General features: G+C 53.2%; 14 protein-coding genes. 11 read left to right on the top strand and 3 right to left on the bottom strand.

Features of this window, described 5'->3' with window-relative positions:
- Positions 1-143: 143 nt before the first annotated feature.
- Positions 144-2744: a DUF11 domain-containing protein gene (locus HOV93_RS07105; protein ID WP_207395773.1), complete on the top strand. Its 2601-nt coding sequence runs from the start codon at positions 144-146 to the stop codon at positions 2742-2744.
- Between the two features lie 89 nt (positions 2745-2833).
- Here the strand turns inward: HOV93_RS07105 and lipA are convergent, their stop codons facing one another.
- Together lipA and HOV93_RS07095 are read right to left on the bottom strand one after the other, a co-directional pair.
- Positions 2834-3724, bottom strand: coding sequence for a lipoyl synthase (gene lipA / locus HOV93_RS07100; RefSeq protein ID WP_315853372.1), 891 nt, complete (start codon positions 3722-3724; stop codon positions 2834-2836).
- Positions 3725-3731: 7 nt separating this feature from the next.
- Positions 3732-4517: a lipoyl(octanoyl) transferase LipB gene (locus tag HOV93_RS07095; protein ID WP_207395772.1), complete on the bottom strand. Its 786-nt coding sequence runs from the start codon at positions 4515-4517 to the stop codon at positions 3732-3734.
- A gap of 159 nt (positions 4518-4676) precedes the next feature.
- On the opposite strand from HOV93_RS07095, the gene smpB reads away from it, so the two are divergent.
- From smpB to HOV93_RS07045, 10 genes are all read left to right on the top strand, one after another.
- The gene (gene smpB, locus HOV93_RS07090) at positions 4677-5168 is read left to right on the top strand and encodes an SsrA-binding protein SmpB (RefSeq protein ID WP_315853364.1); all 492 of its coding nucleotides are present in this window, start codon (positions 4677-4679) and stop codon (positions 5166-5168) included.
- A gap of 195 nt (positions 5169-5363) precedes the next feature.
- A complete protein-coding gene (locus HOV93_RS07085; protein ID WP_207395771.1) occupies positions 5364-6047 on the top strand; it encodes an ABC transporter ATP-binding protein in 684 nt (227 codons plus the stop codon).
- On the top strand, positions 6044-7477 hold the full coding sequence (locus HOV93_RS07080) for an ABC transporter permease (RefSeq protein ID WP_207395770.1): 1434 nt from the start codon (positions 6044-6046) through the stop codon (positions 7475-7477). Before HOV93_RS07085 ends, HOV93_RS07080 begins: the two co-directional genes overlap by 4 nt.
- Before the next feature lie 108 nt (positions 7478-7585).
- Positions 7586-9097: a hypothetical protein gene (locus tag HOV93_RS07075; protein ID WP_207395769.1), complete on the top strand. Its 1512-nt coding sequence runs from the start codon at positions 7586-7588 to the stop codon at positions 9095-9097.
- Between the two features lie 53 nt (positions 9098-9150).
- Positions 9151-9840 (top strand): DUF4190 domain-containing protein, encoded by a 690-nt coding sequence (locus HOV93_RS07070; protein ID WP_207395768.1) that lies wholly within the window; start codon positions 9151-9153, stop codon positions 9838-9840.
- A gap of 86 nt (positions 9841-9926) precedes the next feature.
- Positions 9927-10520 carry a DUF3299 domain-containing protein gene (locus HOV93_RS07065; RefSeq protein ID WP_235989918.1) on the top strand — a complete coding sequence of 198 codons (594 nt, stop codon included), beginning with the start codon at positions 9927-9929 and terminating at the stop codon, positions 10518-10520.
- Positions 10521-10551: 31 nt separating this feature from the next.
- On the top strand, positions 10552-11814 hold the full coding sequence (locus tag HOV93_RS07060; protein WP_207395767.1) for an MFS transporter: 1263 nt from the start codon (positions 10552-10554) through the stop codon (positions 11812-11814).
- A gap of 37 nt (positions 11815-11851) precedes the next feature.
- Positions 11852-13030, top strand: coding sequence for a metabolite traffic protein EboE (eboE, locus tag HOV93_RS07055; RefSeq protein WP_207395766.1), 1179 nt, complete (start codon positions 11852-11854; stop codon positions 13028-13030).
- 11 nt (positions 13031-13041) lie between these two features.
- Entirely contained in the window at positions 13042-13734 is a 693-nt protein-coding gene (locus HOV93_RS07050) for a carboxylesterase family protein (protein WP_207395765.1), read from the top strand.
- A complete protein-coding gene (locus HOV93_RS07045; protein WP_207395764.1) occupies positions 13734-14516 on the top strand; it encodes a DUF4013 domain-containing protein in 783 nt (260 codons plus the stop codon). The genes HOV93_RS07050 and HOV93_RS07045 overlap by 1 nt, the downstream gene beginning before the upstream one ends.
- Before the next feature lie 12 nt (positions 14517-14528).
- Here HOV93_RS07045 and HOV93_RS07040 read toward each other — a convergent pair whose 3' ends face one another.
- Complete coding sequence (locus HOV93_RS07040) at positions 14529-15143, bottom strand: hypothetical protein (RefSeq protein ID WP_207395763.1); 615 nt, start codon at positions 15141-15143, stop codon at positions 14529-14531.
- Positions 15144-15296: the final 153 nt, after the last annotated feature.

Below are 15296 nucleotides of genomic sequence, written 5' to 3'. Positions count from 1 at the left end.
AGCAAGCTTCCCGTCGGCAAACACGGAGTTTGACTTGAACTGATCTTTTACCAAACTGGCAATTTTGCTAGTAATCTCGGGCCGACACTGTTTTCTTGAGAATGGATGCCAGAAAGAAGTTTCGCATGTTAGGCAAGGATGCCATGAAGAACATTTACTTACGTTTGGCCGTGATTGGTGGAGTTGTCGCCCTCGGTGCCACCGCAATCGGACAATCGATGTTGGCATCACGGGATCCCGACCCCGAGCCAATTGAGATTTCGCAAATCCCTCCTGGCACACCGCAGCAACAACTTGCAGCGTCGTTTCCTCAATCTCAAGTCGTGCTCGCGTCGAATGACACGCCAGCTGAAGAGAACGCAGGCGAGCCAACCCCTGCCAAGCCTCCGGTCGACGCCGAAGCTCCCACGCCAGCTGCAAGATTCAGTGTTTCTGACTCTGCAGAGCCCAAACAACCAACGCCGGCTGCGACCAATCCAGCCGCTGCGGGTGACGGTAGTGCCCCACCGAGCCGATTCAGTCGCTTCCTAGGGGATTCTGCCACCAATCCTGCCGCTGCCGAAGTAGCGGAATCAGGTCCTTCGACGTCGCCGACGGCCGCCGGAAGTCGATTCAGCATGGGCGACAGCCCAACTTCAGCTGCCGAAAACCCTGCAGCCGGTGAAGCCTCAAGCCCAACCGTTGCGACCCCTCCGATGCCGACCGGCCCTCAAAGCTTCGCCGCCGATGCCTCAGGCCCCACGCCTGCCAATCCGGCTGGTATGTCGCCGCCGCCCGTTCGTTTTCAAAGCGGAGTCCCAGCCGCAGCTGGTAACGTTGCCCAACAGGTCACTGATGGTGCCAATGCCGTTGCTGCGGAAGCAACCGCCGCCACGGCAGTAGCGTCATCCGCAATACTAGGATCGGTTGAAAATGCCAACAATCGATTCTCATCCATGGCGAATTCGGCAGCACAATCAGTTTCTGATCAAGCTAACGCCGCCGCCGATGCTGTGAACGGGCAACTTCCACAGAACACTCCGGTCCAGCCGCGTTTCAGCTCGAATGTTAGTAGCAATCCGGAATCAACCGCTGCTGCCCCGACAACTCCTACACCATCCAATCCCACTCAGTTTTCCGCAACGAATACCGCGATCCAAACGCCGCAACCAAGCGTCATGGGATCGGCGACGCCTCCTGCGTACGGACAAACCCGCGGCTTCTCAGCCACGGCTTCTCCAGCCCCTGCGGCGATGACAGAACAACCTCAACCAACGTATCAGGAGACTGCTCAGCCGCAGCCAACCCGATTCTCGGAGCCAACACAGATTGCCTCGCTGCCTTCCGCAGCGGCAGGTGCCATGGTTTCAGCTCGGCCTGGGGAAATACACCTCGAAGGGGATCAACAGCCCAGCATCCGCTTGGAAAAAGTGGCTCCTCCGGAAGTTCAAGTGGGAAAAGTCACCACGTTTGAAGTTCATGTCGAAAACAACGGCCCGGTAGATGCCTCGAACGTCATCGTACGCGACATGGTCCCGGCTGGGACCAAACTCGTTTCTACCAGTCCTCAAGCTAACCAAGGGGCCGATGGTAGCTTGGTTTGGGATCTCGGCACTTTGCGTCCTCAAGAGCGCAAGACACTCAAGTTAGAAATTCTTCCCCTGGAAGAAGGGAACATTGGTAGCGTCGCGAGCGTGGTTTTCTCAGCGAAAGCTTCTGCCAAATCAATTGTTACCAGGCCAAAGTTAGAGATTTCGCAGTCTAGCGCCACAAGTGTCTTAGCTGACAATCAACTCGGAATCACCATCACCATCAGCAATCCGGGAACAGGTGCAGCAACAGGCGTCGTTCTCGAAGAGAACGTCCCTAATAACTTCGCTCACCCGGCCGGTAATGAGTTGGAATTTGAAGTCGGTACACTAAAACCAGGCGAATCACGGCAACTTAATCTCGTTCTCAATGCCGTCTCTGCCGGTCGCGTTCAGAATATTTTGCGTGCCCGAGCTGATGGCAATCTCACTGCAGAACATTCTGTCGAATTAGAAGTCACCGCACCGAAACTCCAAGTTGCCATGACAGGGCCGAAGAAGCGATACCTGGAACGCCCAGCCAAGTACACCGTTTCAATCAGCAACCCCGGCACGGCACCAGCACATGAAATCGATGTCGTTACCTACTTGCCCAAGGGCTTGAAGTTTGTCGAAGCCAATAATGCCGGTCAGTATGATTCGACTCGTCATGCGGTCTTCTGGAACCTGCAAGAGCTGCCTCCAGCACAAACAGGTACGGTCGAACTAGTCGCCTTGCCAATCGAACCTGGCGATCAGCGATTACGCGTTGAGGGATCCGCCGCCAAGGGCCTCTCGGCCGAAGTCGAATCAACCGTTCGCGTAGAAGGCCTGGCAGCCATCTTCTTCGAGGTCGCCGATATCGCTGATCCGATTGAAGTCGGCAAGGAGACAACCTACGAGATTAAGGTCGTCAATCAAGGTTCCAAAGAAGCTACGAACATCCATGTCGCGGCCGCTTTACCACAAGGACTGCGTGCGATTGCCGCCGACGGTGAAGTCCCAGGTCAGGTGCAAGGCCAGCAAGTGGTCTTCCAGCCAATTGGACGAATCGATCCTAAGCAAACGGTCCGCTTGCAAATTCAAGTACAAGGGACCATGCCTGGCGATCAACGCATCCGCGTTCAAGTTCGCACCGATGGAATTCCGGATCCGATTACCAAGGAAGAAAGCACCACGGTCTATACGGATCAGTAAACGCGACATAGACCTCAGTAAAACAATAAGGCCGTCATGATCAATGTCATGACGGCCTTAGTTTTATTCCGAATCTACGAGTGGGTCTGCTAGTAACTCTCTGCCATGTCTCGGGCGTGGTAGCTACTTCGTACGAAAGGTCCACTAGCGACTTTTACAAAGCCCATACTCTTCGCTTGGTGACCAAGTTCATCGAATTCCTCGGGGCGAAGGTAGCGAACTACCGGCAAATACTTCTTCTGGTCTGGCTGCAAATATTGACCGAGCGTAAGAAAATCGACGTCCGCATCGCGCAAATCAGCCAAAGTGTCCAGCAATTCTTCCCGCGTCTCGCCCAGCCCGAGCATCAATCCGCTCTTGGTCTTTGTACCTGGAGCAATTTCTTTAACGCTCTTTAACAGCTCTAAAGTCCATGAGTAGACCGACTTCGGACCTCGGACTCGGCGATATAGTCTGGGGACTGTCTCTGTATTGTGGTTGAAGACTTCCGGCTTGGCTTCCAGAACACGTGCCAACGCTTCTTTGGAATCGATGAAGTCAGGCGTAAGTACTTCGATCGTCGCACCGGTCTTCTCTCGGACCGCTTCGATACAGCGGAAGTAGTGATCGGCACCGCCATCGGGTAAATCATCCCGAGTCACCGACGTGATCACGACATGCTTAAGTCCAAGGCGATGCGCGGCCTCGGCCAAACGTTCTGGTTCGTCACCCGAAAGCTCTTGCGGAGTACCTCGGGAGACAGAACAGAAGCTGCAAGCACGCGTACAAACAGCTCCCAAGATCATGAAGGTCGCGGTCTGCTGCGAATAGCACTCCATGCGATTGGGGCACTTGGCTTCCTCGCAAACCGTTTCCAGCCCCAACTCTTTTATCAAGCTGGTCGTCTTGTGGCCGGGATCTCCCTTGGGGACATTCCGCTTGAGCCAGCGGGGAAGACGTCGCCCTGAATCAGGCGACGGAATATCAGACGAATCGATTATCGGTAGCTCAACTGGCTGCTTGGCGGGTTCGATCACGGCTATGCTTGACTACTTCAGGAAACAGAGGATGGCTCGAGTGCCAAACTGCTTGAGCGGCCCCGAACCGTTGCGCCAAATGGTAAGCCACACTCCGTGCGACCTCTCCTATTGTAGGGCACGTCTCTGTTTCTTCCAGGAGACTGCTCATTGTGGCAAGGTCTCCGGGACAGGCAAGCTCTGCCGGATTTGACTCAACACCCACCTGACTGTGGGGTCCGCAGGTGACATTTAGGAATGCACCGTGACTAGTAATCCAATTTTGAACGGCCACGCCGATGGCTGCCAGCATGCCACTACGCCCCCACAGGCCGAATCGACCAGGCCGTTTGTAGCTGGGAACCTCGAACTCGCGAGCTGTGTCCAAGAGTCCATTCTGAAGACGTTGCAAATAATCGCCAACAGACCAGCCATAGTGCTTGAGCGGTACAATCGGATAAACGGCCAATTGCCCAGGCGTGTGGGCCACACAGGCCCCGCCACGTCCAATCCAACGCATTTCGAGCTGACGGTGTCGCATCTCTTGTGTAGTCAAGCGGATATGTCGCCGCGAGCCTGCTCGGCCTATACTAATCAGCGGTGGATGTTCGCAAAGCAGACAGGTAATGTGACCATCGTTGCGTCCCCCTGACTCATAAACTAGGCGTTTTTGCAAATCGATACACTGATCGAAGTCGACGATTCCCATGTGATGGAAGTCGATGACGGTCGGCTGCTGCCGGAGTAAATCGGAAGACTGAAATTCGGATATTTCCACGCGCTCGATATACCTGAGAAGTCGTCGTTGCGAGGTCTTCGTTGGAGGGCGGGAGATTAGCAGGAGGCTCGCGATGAGCCTAGGTCGAAGTTCAGAAAAACTCCCTCCACATGCTGGCATCGCAGACACCCTTACCGCCCCATCTGGAAAGTATCGGAAGTGGCCAAGAAGTCAAAAGCTACGAAAAAAGAAGAAAACAAGAACGAGAAGAGCATCGGCGAGAATCGCAAAGCCCGGCATGAGTACCAAATTCTGGAGCATCTGGAATGTGGCATTCAGCTAACCGGCAGCGAAGTAAAGAGCCTTCGAGATGGCAAACTCCAAATGGCCGAATCGTTTGCCCACGTGGTCAACGGCGAGGTGTTCCTGGTCAATTGCGAGATCTCGCCGTACTCAAATGCCAGTGAGTTTCTCAATCACGAGGCCCGGCGCAAGCGTAAACTGCTGCTGCACAAACGCGAGATAATAAAGTTTGCCCTGAAAAGCGAAGAAAAGGGGTTCACTCTTGTGCCCCTTAAGATGTACTTCAAGCAGGGGCGAGCCAAGGTTCTACTGGGTATCGGTCGCGGCCGGCAAATGCACGATAAGCGTGAAAAGCTTAAAAAAGATGTCGCGAAACGAGATATCGATCGAGCCATGAAACGGGGATAACTTCATTTCTCGATGTCGAACCGTTAGCTAGCATCATGCGTATTTGACTACATTGCTATTCTCTTAACACAAACATGCGAACTAGGCGCACAAGCAACTCACTTGCACTTAGGGGTTGGCGCAAAGCGTCTCCCGTATTTCAATGGGTGCTTGCGCAACTTGGCGTTCCCTTGCCTTATGCCCCCATAAGTGGCCATGCTTAAAATCTCGAACCTGAAAAAGTCATTTCGATTGCCAACCGGCGAACGAATGCCGATTTTGGATGTTCCTCAATTCAATGTCGCTGCCGCCGAACAGATGGTGATCGTAGGCCGCAGCGGATGTGGCAAGTCGACACTGCTCCATCTCATCTCAGGAATCGGCACTCCAGATTCTGGCACAATCGCCGTCAACGGTCTCGATATAGCGAGACTCTCCGAGGAAGGCCGTGACCGCTTCCGAGCGGAGGTAATGGGCTATGTCTTCCAGACGTTCAATCTGCTTCAAGGCTTTACGGCACTCGAGAACGTAATCCTAGGCATGTCCTTCTCACGCGGCAAAGTCGATCGTGATCGGGCTCGGGAGCTACTACGACGCGTTGGTCTGGAACACCGTCTCAATGCCCACCCACGTACGATGAGTGTCGGAGAGCAGCAGCGAGTGGCCGTGGCTCGAGCGTTGGCAAATCGTCCGAAACTCTTGTTAGCGGATGAGCCAACCGCCAACGTCGATCCGGCCAATCAACAATCGATCGTCGACTTGATTCGTGAAACGTGTCAGGAAGAAGAGATCTCGCTGGTAATGGTGACCCATGCGATGGAAGTGGCGGAACAATTTCAGCGCATCGAACCCCTTGAGAAACTGAACCTGATAGCCCAAGCGAATAAGGCACACGCATGAGTATCTGGCAAATCGCTTGGCGAAGCATCCGGCAGCGAGCTTTAGCCTCGACGTTAACTTCATTTTCCATGGCCCTAGGCGTACTGCTGGTAACGGCCGTGCTGCTAGTCCATGGTCTCGTATCGAAGTCGTTCACAGACAATTCCGATCTCGGCTATAACATGATCGCCGGAGCTAAGGGGGGAAAGCTTCAGTTAGTGCTGAACACAACCTTCTACCTCAGCGAACCGGTCGAAAACATTCCGTACACCTTCTACCAGGAATTCCTTACCAAGGAGCAGCAGGAAGAAGAGTTGGACCTGATGAAGCCGGAAAACCGTGGAGAGTTGACCGGCGGCACATACGCGAAGAATACCGAATTCGCGATCCCAGTCTGCCTGGGCGATTACTACGAGACCTACCGTGTTGTCGGAACCCTGCCCAAATTCTTCGAGGACTTCAAAGATTATGGCAGCGACGAGCCCAAATATTCGTTTCGTGAAGGGCGTAACTTCGAGGTTTGGAATGACCAGAATGGCTACTTCGAAGCGGTCATTGGATCGATGGTCGCTCAGCATACCGGCTTGAAAATTGGTGATAAGATTGCCGCCTCTCATGGTGGTGACCCGAACGACATTCATACCGATTCACCATTTACGGTCGTTGGCATTCTCGCCCCATCCGGAACGCCCAACGATCGGGCCGTCTTCGTCAACATGGAAGGCTTCTACCTGATGTCAGGGCATGCCAAGGTGGAAGAAGCCGAGGAAGTTGGAGCCAACGTGACCGGCTCGACCATCTCGCGGCGGCAGCCGCTGCCCATTAAACAGCGGGAAGTAACTGCCGTGCTCATAAGAACATCCGATCCTTTTTCCCCCATCATCATTAAAAATCGCGTCAACGAAGGGAATATCGCCCAAATCGTAATGCCGGTGATGGAGATCACCAGTTTGTTCGAGCTGATTGTCAAGCCAATCCAGACGTTGCTACTGGTCATTACGGTGCTCATTTGTATTGTTTCAGGAATCTCAATCCTGGTCAGCATTTACAACTCGATGAACGATCGAAAGCGAGAAATCGCCGTCATGCGAGCTCTGGGAGCCCGACGCCGAACCGTGATGGGCATTGTTTTGTCCGAGTCGATCATCCTATCCGTCGGAGGGGGTGTTCTGGGCTGGTTGGGCGCACATTTCCTATTGTTTGGGGCCAGCCCGATGATCGAGGCACAGACTGGCGTCCAAATTAGGCTGTTCGACCTTGCTCCACTGCCCAGGAAGCTTGAAGTTCTGATACCTTCGGCGATAATAGAGAACGATTGGATCGGCCCCTTATTCAGTTTGGAGTTGGTGATTGTCCCGGCTCTCATTCTGTTGGCAGTACTTGTTGGTTTTTTGCCGGCCTATACGGCCTATCGTACCGACGTGGCAGAAACACTCAGTTCGTCTCCCTAAGAGCGAATCAAGCGGGCCATTCATCCCAAATGACGATCCCTCCCGGCATACACGTTATCTGTATGCCGATCTCGCTTTTTTCGCCTCGAACCTAAGAGATTAGTTCTTATGCTCACGCGGCTCATGATTCTTTGCGGAGCGTTAGTTTCTACGGCAGCTCTGCTGACCAATGCTTTTGCGTGCCCATTCTGCGCGGCCGTATCGCAAACATTCTCGCAAGAGATTGATTCGATGGATGCAGCAGTAATTGCCAAGTTGGTTGAAGCTCCGGAGGTGACCGCCGAAGGCGCCGGTGTGGAAGCGACATTCGAAATCACTCAGATCCTTAAAGGCAAAGAACATCTCGGCGACACCAAAACCATCAAGTCGCTCTACTATGGAGAAGGGCGACAGGGACGGGAATTTCTGATCTTAGGGACAGAGCCTGAGAACATGATGTGGTCGACTCCGACCTTGCTGACCGATCGCGGCGTGAAATACATCAACGAAGTAATCAAATTGCCGGAAACGGGTAACGATCGTTACGCCTTCTTCCAAGAGCACCTGGAAGACAAAGACGAAATGCTTGCACGCGATGCTTATGATGAATTCGCGAATGCCCCCTACAGTGCCTTGCACGACTTGAAGCCAAAAATGAAGCACGACCAATTGGTCGAATGGATCGAAAATCCTGACATCGCCGCCAACCGCCGCCGCTTGTACTTCACGATGTTGGGCGTTTGCGGCACGAAGGCCGATCTACCTTTGCTAGAAAAGATGCTCAACAGCGACGAGCGAGTTAGCAAGTCAGGTCTGGATGCCATGATTGGCTGCTATTTGACGTTGGCCGGAGCAGATGGACTGCCGCTCATTGAAAAGCGGTTTCTTGCTAACCAAGAGGCCGAGTATGCGGATACTTATGCCGCGATCATGGCACTGCGTTTCCATGGAACCGAAACGGATATTATCGAGAAAGACAAGTTGCTGAAATCGTTGCACCTGATGCTCGACCGCCCAGCTCTCGCCGACTTGGTGATTGCCGACTTTGCCCGTTGGGAAGACTGGTCGGTAATCGACAAATTGGTCACGCTGTTCAAGGAAGCGGACGAGGAAACAAGCTGGGTGCGAGTGCCGGTCATTCGCTATCTAATGTCTTGCCCGAAGCCAGAAGCAAAAGACCACCTGGTCGAACTCGAGAAGATTGATCCAGACGCGATGAAGCGGGCACAAACGTTCTTCCCATTCCAATCCCAAGCGGTCCCTACGCGAGCCGATGGGGAAAAGATGCAGGAAGAGAATCTGTTGGCGATGGCGGAAGTCGATGACAACATGCTGCCTCCTGAGCAGGAAGACGACGAGATTCAGCAACCAGAAACCTCGGCTCCCTCCGGTACACCGAAGACCGGAGAACAGACCGCAATGGCCAAGTCTCACATTACACGTGACGAGCTTTCCACCGACGGCGATCGAGCTCTGGCTGCGGCAATTACGGGAACCAATGCACCGAACATCGAGGAAACGTCCACCGTAGGACTATTTCAGCGGATCTTTTCGACGTCGATTCCCATTGTTGTGACTTTTGTGTTAATGCTCGCAATCTCGGGCATCCTTTGGAACCCTGGTAGCAAAACGTCGCTATAAAAGCGGGATAAGATTTATCCCGACACTCCTCCAGTTGCGAATCCGAACAAGTAATGAGCACCTCCACCGAACCCCAACCTGCATTCACTGGCGATGTTGATCCGGCGATGTACGAGCAGTACCGCTCGATTAGTTCGTTGGCGGTGACTTCGCTTCTCATTGGCTTTATCAGCTTGGTCACCATCTTAGCGATCGTGATGGCTCCGATTGCGGTCGTTGGTATTGCTTTGGGGATTTGGGCAGTCATCACGGTACGCAAGAACACGGCTACCCAAACAGGCTTGCCGTTGGCCTACGCAGGGCTCGTTCTTTCTACGATTGCCCTCGTAGCAGGCGGCAGCCGCTACGTTTACGAAGAATACATTAACCTGCCGGAAGGGTATGAAGTCATCGCGTTTGGACTTCTTCAGGAACAACCTGGCCAGCCCCTCGGTCAGCCTGTGCCAGACTCGGCATTAGAGTTAAACGGCAAGCAGGTACTGATTCGCGGCTACGTTTATCCGCACGCCGAGAAATCGGGCCTGACCCGCTTTGTGATGGTTCCCGATTTTGATACCTGCTGTTTCGGGGGCCAACCCAAACTGACCGACATGGTGGAAGTCCGCCTTGTCGACCCCCTTTCGGTTGATTTTTCCTTCAACCGACGCAAGATCGGGGGAACGCTTCGGGTTCATACCGATCTGAAAAAGATCGAAGACCTGACTGGCGTCTTTTATGAATTGGAAGCTGACTACGTCGATTGATGCATCCCACCTGTAAACCGCTCTACCATATCTGCTGTCTGATTTCGTGCCTTGTTGTCGTCTTTGGGTGCCGGCCTACGGAACCTTTGCGGCCAACCAACACGACTCACGATCCGGCTTCGTCGAATCTCACCGTTCAGCCAAACGATGAAGCCGCCAATGCTGCATCGATGGACGAAGAGGAGTCCTCTCCTGAAACGGAAGAGAAAGCCGACGCAGCAGACACGCAGCCTACCTCAGCCGAAAAAGAACCTTCACCGGGCACCGAGGTATTCACTCGGACGCGTCCCATCCCCAAGCCACAGCCAGGCAAGACGCTCGACCTAACCTTCGATGATATCAAGTTTGATATTGAGCCCGACGCCCCCTTCGAGCGCGAGATGCTTCCTCAAGGGATCGAAGACCTGAATGGGCAGAAGATTCGGATCGGCGGTTATATGCTCCCCAGCTTCCAGCAAAGGGACATTAAGCAATTCGTTCTCGTACGAGACAACATGGAGTGTTGCTTTGGGCCTGGGGCTGCGCTATATGATTGTATTCTGATTGAAATGGATGGACGAGGCACCGATTTCACCGTGCGTCCAGTGGTGGTCGAAGGGACCATCACCATCAAAGAATACAAGTCTGCCGACGGGAAGCACTTGGCGATCTATCATATGCAAGGCACCGGCGTTCGCTAGCCAGATTGCCTGATCCGCGGAGACTCGCGACGTGAATCCATCTTCCGCGGAACATGAGCGCACCTCACGCGGAGCGAACGAGAACGCTGGAATTTGGGCGCTCGGTAATGGGCTCGTCTCAACCACGCTTATCTCATTCTTCGCTCAAAGCCTCGGAGCCCAGTCAGGGGCAATCTCTTGGATTATCGCTGCCCCTAAGTTGGTTGGCGTTCTTCGCTGGTTCGCTCCGAGCCTTTTGAAATTTGGTGGAGGCTATCGCATAACCAGCGTCGGGCCATTCCTTTTGTCGACAGTCTTCCTGCTGCTGTTGCCTCTGAGTTCGGTGCCTGGTATCTGGCCATCGCCAAGCGTTGCCATTGCGGCGATCGTTGTTTGCTGGTGCATGTATCATCTGGCCGAATACTGCGGCTACGTGGTCTTCATTGCCTGGCTGATGCAGTTAGTAACACCCGAGATTCGCGGTCGTTTTTTCGGGCTCCGCGAGAGATGGCTGACTGCCGGCAACCTGGCTGGATTCCTATTTGCAGGCATCTTAGGAGCAGCCCTTCGTAACGGCTTCGAGGTCGATCTACGCTGGATCGCCTATCCTCTGCTGGCCATCTTTGGGGCTTTCGCGATCGGTTTCTCGGTCTTGCCGCTGCGACGAATTCCCGAACCAGAAAACGACATTCCGCCCAATCTTTCACTTATCGAAGACTGGAAATATTGGAGTAGACCTCGTGCGCGATGGTTTCTCCTCTATGGAACTTGGTTCTCAGCAGCAAACGGGCTCTTCTCGACCTTACTTTATATTTATCCTTACCGTGCACTCGATTTGTCCCTCTTTCTGCCTCTGACTATGGCTGCGTCGATGCGGCTTGGGCAATCGATAATTAGTCGGCCGGTGGGCGTGACCATCGATCGATTTGGTTGGCGTTCAGTTATGATCTGCGGACAGGTGCTGATCGCCTTGGGGCCGTTTCTTTTTAGTTTTGGTACCGTAGGTTACGTTGCAGGTAATTTGATCTGGATTGCTTACGCGTTGATCAATGTGGCACTTCCTATCGCAATCGTCGATGGCCGTCACGATCGAAGTGCTGCACCACCACTTGCACTCTATTTTGCTTGGACTGGGTTGGTCTACGGACTCACGGCGCTCGCCGGTCAACTGGTTGCCGACTTCTTTGTTTCGACGCAGTATCGCCAAGACTCTGCGTCCTACGACACTTACTTTATTGTGGCAACGTTAGCCCGGCTTTCCGCCGTATTGCCGCTTGTTCTCCTCCCCGCTGATCGCAAACGGCACACCTGTTAGACTTGAGGGAACACCTCTCTCCCTCCAAGGAACGAACATGGCGATCCAATCCTGGACCGGTTACTGCACCAATGTCCATGCCGGGGCCAATCTCGAGCAGACCCAGCAGAACCTCATTACCCACGCTTCGCGCGTCCAGCAAAACCTTGGAAGCGAGAAGCCTCTGGGCGTGGGACTATGGCTCTCGAATTCTACGGCTCAGTCCCTGGTCGAACCGGGCACACTTGACGACTTCGCCAAACTGCTCGATGACAATCAGTGGATACCATACACGTTCAATGGCTTCCCCTTCGGCGATTTCCACAAATCAATCGTGAAGCATGATGTCTATTTACCGACTTGGTGGCAGCCAGAGCGTTTGGCTTATACCAAGAACTTGGTGACAATCCTCGACCGACTGCTTGCTCCGGGGGAAGAAGGAAGTATCTCCACGATGCCCATCGCTTGGGGTACCCCTGAGCCCAGCGATCAGCAGTGGTCGTTCGCCGTTGAGCACATGCTAGATCTTGTACAGCATCTATACGAACTAGAACAATCGACTGGGCGGCTTATCTATGTTTGCATCGAGCCAGAGCCTGGCTGCCTTCTCGACACGACGGAAGATGTCGTCAATTTCTTCCAACAACGACTCTTTCCGGCAGGCGATGCCGAACGAATTCGCCGTTATCTACGCGTCTGTCACGATGTTTGTCACGCAGCGGTCATGTTTGAAGACCAGTTGAGTGTGCTCGCCAAGTACTCTCAGGCCGGTATTCTGATCGGCAAGGTTCAGATCTCATCCGCCATTGAAATTCGCTTTTCCGAGTTGAACGAGCAAGAACGTCACACGGTTCTTGCTGAGGTCGCCGAATTCGCCGAAGACCGATACTTACACCAGACTACCTCTCGCAGTGCTGATGGTTCGCTACGTTACTTCGACGACCTGCCGTTTGCTTTGCAGGAAGCATCGCAAAAGACTCCCCAAGATGAAACGTGGCGGATTCACTTCCATATGCCTATCTATCTTGACCAGTTTGGCTTACTCCGAACGACTCAGTCGCATATCCATGACTTCCTCTCCGAAATAAGAAATCATCCGGAGATTCGCCACTTCGAGGTCGAAACGTATGCCTGGGGCGTACTCCCTCAGGAATTGCAACATAACGAGTTGGCCGAAGGCATCGCCCAAGAGATCCATTGGCTTCGCCAACAACTCACCCACAGTAAGCAAGCCTAAAGGGATCGTTCATGCAAACCGTTTCCAAGCGCCAGGAATCTCACGAGTTCTTTTGGTTCGATAGCCAAGGCAGGAAGCGGGCTTTTCCGTTTCTTTGCTATCAACCGCATGAATTTCAAGCAGAAACCAAGCTTCCACTGCTCATCTTTTTGCACGGGGCAGGGGAGCGGGGAACGGACTTGGAATTGGTCAAGAAGCACGGCCCACCTAAGCTGATCGACCAAGGCGAGGATCTTCCTTTTGTGGTTATTAGTCCGCAGTGTCCCCTGGATCAATGGTGGGCCATGCAGGAGAACGTCGATGGACTGGCTCAGCTAACTCAGTACATTCAAAGCGAATACTCGACCGATGCCGACCGAACTTACCTTACCGGCATGAGCATGGGCGGCTACGGAAGCTGGGCAACTGCCGCCGCTTATCCCAATCTTTTTGCAGCAATTATCCCGGTGTGTGGCGGTGCCGATCTGGCGATCGCCGCCGATCTTAAGCCAACCGCCGCTTGGGCATTTCATGGCCGTGACGACGAAATCGTTCCCGTGATTCGCAGCAAAGAAATTGTTAACGAGGTTTCCAAGATTGGTGGTGACGCGCGGCTGACCATTTATGACAATGTGCAGCACGACAGTTGGTCGGTTACCTATGCCAATCGAGAGATTTACGATTGGCTTCTTTCGCACGAGCTTCGCAACCAGAGGAATGCCTGATGTCGACATCTGGAGACAACCCTTACGCCTCGCCCGAAGGGACTAACTACGAGCCTCAGCAGCCAACAGGCAGTGAGGCAGTCGTCCCGCGTACCTCTGTCGACTATATGGAGACGTTGGGAGATGTCTTCAATAATCCCAATTGGTTCGTCAACATCTTATTAGCTGGTATCGCGATTATCATCCCGATCATCGGCGGCATGGTCGCCCTGGGATATGTGGCGGAAATCATCGGTGCTCGGGCATACGGTCGGATAAAAACCTACCCGGACTTCGATTTCAATCGCTTCGTTGAGTATCTCACACGTGGCTTTTGGATGTTTTTGGTCACATTTCTCACGTCATTGTGCCTGGCTCCACTGGGCATGGTTGCCGGAGGTATCATGGGAGCACTCTCAGCAACAGAAAATGAAGTACTGGTGCTGATTGGCTTTGTCATTTACTTTTTCTCGATCTTTGCGATCAATCTACTCAGCTTTTTTCTGATGTGCCCTTTGGTGATTCGAGCGGGCATGCTGAATGATTTTGCCGGAGCGTTCGACTTTGGGTGGATCATGGACTTCATCAAGAAGATGTGGGTTGAGCAACTCATAGGCGGCATTCTTCTTTACATCTTCGCCATGTTTATCATGCTGGTAGGCTGCATGGCGTTATGCGTCGGATACATCCCTGCCGCAGGCGTTGTGGTGATCATGTCGTCCCTTTTCATCACGCAGCTTTATCAAGTCTATATTCACCGCGGGGGCCAGGGACTGCCGTTCAAAGAAGCGAAGAAGCTTTAATCGGGCAACTGCCTAAGCAAGGTGGCCGTCTTCTGCTAAGACGGTCGCCGGAACTGCCTGGGCAACTGCGTAGCTCTCTGCAAACTGTAGAAATGCGGGACTCGCCCCGCGTACGTGAAACTCTCCCCTTTTGTAGGCTTTGATGGCGAGTGGGCCGTTACCTCGAATGGCAAAAGCGAGCATGGCGACGAACGAAATCAATACGCCAACTAAGAACCAGGGGTTCTCAAAATTGATTAACAACGCAATCATTCCGATGAAAGTCGCCAAGGCTCCCACGCAGTAAACCGTATTCATTCGCTGCTTTGCATTGCAAGCTCGACAGAAAGAATACTCGACGTGGCACTTCTTACGCGTGGCAAGATAGACAATCAGGAAGATCAACAACTGGATCACCAACACAAAGATGGCGGGGTGAACCCAATACAGATCTTTCTTGCGACGAGTGGAGGTATCTTGCTCCGCTTGTTTCTCACCACACTTCACACATGCGTGAGGAAGCACGATTTTGCCGGTTCCCAAAATTCGCTCCCCTTGGATATCGAAGGCGCCGGGAACAACCTTGACGGCCTCTTCGGTCGTCGGAGGCGAAGCAAACGGATTCGTCGCATTTTGGTCACTTGCCATTAGATCCAAAACCACATTGAAGGGGGACACATTGCTACCTATGGGCCAGTTTAGTGACTTTCTAAGCGAGAATCGAAGCCCAATCTCTTTCCCACCGATGAATTTTCAATCGGGATCTGCTATACCAGATGAATTCGACACTCAAAAACTCTG

This window comes from Bremerella alba (genome assembly GCF_013618625.1).
Taxonomy (GTDB): Bacteria; Planctomycetota; Planctomycetia; order Pirellulales; family Pirellulaceae; genus Bremerella; species Bremerella alba.
Note: the sequence above shows the minus strand (reverse complement) of the source record. Positions and strands in the feature narration are given on the sequence as shown.

Excerpts from the sequence above, each read along its gene's own strand:
- HOV93_RS07050 (WP_207395765.1), top strand. The coding sequence starts at position 13,042 with ATGCAAACCGTTTCCAAGCGCCAGGAATCTCACGAGTTCTTTTGGTTC.
- HOV93_RS07075 (WP_207395769.1), top strand. The coding sequence starts at position 7,586 with ATGCTCACGCGGCTCATGATTCTTTGCGGAGCGTTAGTTTCTACGGCA.
- HOV93_RS07070 (WP_207395768.1), top strand. The coding sequence starts at position 9,151 with ATGAGCACCTCCACCGAACCCCAACCTGCATTCACTGGCGATGTTGAT.
- HOV93_RS07105 (WP_207395773.1), top strand. The coding sequence starts at position 144 with ATGAAGAACATTTACTTACGTTTGGCCGTGATTGGTGGAGTTGTCGCC.
- HOV93_RS07045 (WP_207395764.1), top strand. The coding sequence starts at position 13,734 with ATGTCGACATCTGGAGACAACCCTTACGCCTCGCCCGAAGGGACTAAC.
- HOV93_RS07040 (WP_207395763.1), bottom strand. The coding sequence starts at position 15,143 with ATGGCAAGTGACCAAAATGCGACGAATCCGTTTGCTTCGCCTCCGACG.
- HOV93_RS07080 (WP_207395770.1), top strand. The coding sequence starts at position 6,044 with ATGAGTATCTGGCAAATCGCTTGGCGAAGCATCCGGCAGCGAGCTTTA.
- eboE (WP_207395766.1), top strand. The coding sequence starts at position 11,852 with ATGGCGATCCAATCCTGGACCGGTTACTGCACCAATGTCCATGCCGGG.
- HOV93_RS07085 (WP_207395771.1), top strand. The coding sequence starts at position 5,364 with ATGCTTAAAATCTCGAACCTGAAAAAGTCATTTCGATTGCCAACCGGC.